This window comes from Leptolyngbya sp. CCY15150 (genome assembly GCF_016888135.1).
Classification (GTDB): Bacteria; Cyanobacteriota; Cyanobacteriia; order RECH01; family RECH01; genus RECH01.
On sequence record NZ_JACSWB010000060.1, the window covers coordinates 1 to 2,179 of the forward strand.

General features: G+C 52.5%; 1 protein-coding gene. It reads left to right on the plus strand.

From position 1 onward, the window contains the following. Positions 1–131: 131 nt before the first annotated feature. On the plus strand, positions 132–2,066 hold the full coding sequence (locus JUJ53_RS00275) for a peptidase domain-containing ABC transporter (protein ID WP_239124657.1): 1,935 nt from the start codon (positions 132–134) through the stop codon (positions 2,064–2,066). The last annotated feature ends 113 nt before the right edge of the window (positions 2,067–2,179 follow it).

The window sequence follows — 2,179 nt, forward strand, 5'->3', positions numbered from 1 at the left end:
TCGGCGGATAGTTCTGAGGGATTGGTTAGTCATGGACATCTATCAGGTAGCTACACTACTTACCAGTATGCCAAAAGGTTTTAAAACACGCCCTAGGCTTTGATGCTCGCCCGGTCAAAGCATCACCGGACTTGATCGATCGCCTCGAAGAAGTGCCCCTGCCCGCCATCATTCACTGGCAGGGCTACCACTGGGTCGTGCTTTATGGTTGCCGAGGCAAGCAATACGTGGTGGCCGATCCGGCGGTGGGGGTACGATATTTATCCCGAGGGGAATTGATGAAGGCCTGGGGCAATGGCGTCATGCTGCTGCTCATTCCCGACGATGCGCGCTTTGACGCCCAGCCCAACGATGAAATTCAAGGTTTTGGACGATTTCGGCGGCGCATTTGGGCCTATCGGGGTCTGCTAGCTGAGGCGCTGTTACTGAACTTGGTGGTGGGGCTGTTAGCTCTGGCACTGCCCCTGGTGATCCAGCTTCTCACCGACGAGGTGCTGGTACGGGGCGATGCGGATTTGCTTACCACCGTAGCCCTGGGTACCCTGGCGCTCATTGCCTTTAGCAGCGTCCTACAGCTCATTCAGAGCAATTTGATTACCCACTTTGCTCAGCGGCTAGAACTGGGGCTGATGCTCGATTTTGGACGGCAACTGCTGCGTCTACCGATGGCGTACTACGAATCTCACCGCAGTGGCGAAGTGGTCAGTCGCCTGCGTGATATTCGCGAGGTCAACTTTTTAGTCTCTCAGGTAGTGATCAGCCTGCCCAGTGAGTTTTTTATTGCCCTGGTTTCCCTGGGGCTGATGGTGATCTATAGCTGGCAGCTAACCTTGGCTGCTGTAGCGATCGCCATCCTCATGACCTTACCCAGCCTGCTCTTTTTTCCTACCCTGCAGCGCAAAACCCGTGATGTCCTGGTCACTGAAGCCGAAAACCAGGGGCTCTTAGTGGAAAACTTCAAAGGGGCTATGACCCTGAAAACCAGTCACGGCACATCTCAGGCCTGGGATGAGTTGCAGGGCCGGTTTGGGCGTTTAGCCAATGTCACCTTTCGCACGATGCAGATTGCCATTTTGAACCATTTCACCTCGACCCTAGTGGCAGGAACGGGGGCGATCGCTATCCTCTGGTTCGGTGGCTGGTTGGTGATTCAGCAAACCCTCACTATTGGTCAACTGCTGGCGTTTAACGCCCTCTATCGTTACCTTACAGGCTTTACGGGTAGCGTCATTGGCTTTATCGATGAATTTGCCCGAGCTAAAACGGCTCTGGAACGACTGGGCTCCATCATCGACGCAACTCCTGAAACGGTTGATGCTGTCACTAAGCCTTGGGTAGACCTGCCTGCTGATGGCAATATTATCTGTGATAATCTTACCTTTCACCATCCTGGACGAGTGGATTTACTTCGAGAATTTTCTCTAACGATTCCCGGTGGCCAGGTCACGGCTACTATTGGCCAATCGGGCTGTGGCAAAAGCACCCTAGCGAAGCTCATTGCCGGGCTCTACTCCCTACAATCTGGCAATATTCGCTTTGGTAAATACAACCAGAGTGACTTACCCCTTGAATGTCTGCGACAGCAGGTTATTTTAGTTCCCCAAGAGCCCCATTTCTGGAGCCGTTCGGTGTTTGAAAACTTTCGCCTTAGCTCTCCCTACGCCAGCTTTGAAGATATTATCTCTGCCTGTGAGATTACTGGAGCAGATGAGTTTATTAATCAGTTACCCGATAAGTATCAGACGGTACTGGGAGAGTTCGGCGCTAACTTATCGGGTGGACAAAAGCAACGGCTGGCGATCGCCCGTGCCCTGATGAGTAACCCACCCATTTTGATTTTAGATGAATCGACGGGAGCCCTTGATCCTGTGAGCGAAGCCGAAATTCTGGATCGCTTGATCCAACATCGTCAAGGCAAAACCACTCTGATCATTAGCCATCGCCCTCAGGTGGTGAAGCGGGCTGACTGGTTGGTTTTCCTAGATAACGGTCAACTCAAAGCGACAGGCACTCCTGCAGAGTTGAGCCAGGTTGCAGGAGAACACACCGCGTTTTTAGCGTCCTGAAGAGGCGGACGTGGGTCTTAGAGCTAATTTATAAAGAGAATCTAAAGCAACGTTGGGTCAACGCTGAGTCGATTTTAGACTAGGGCAAGCTGAGTGGTCGTTCTACCCATGTC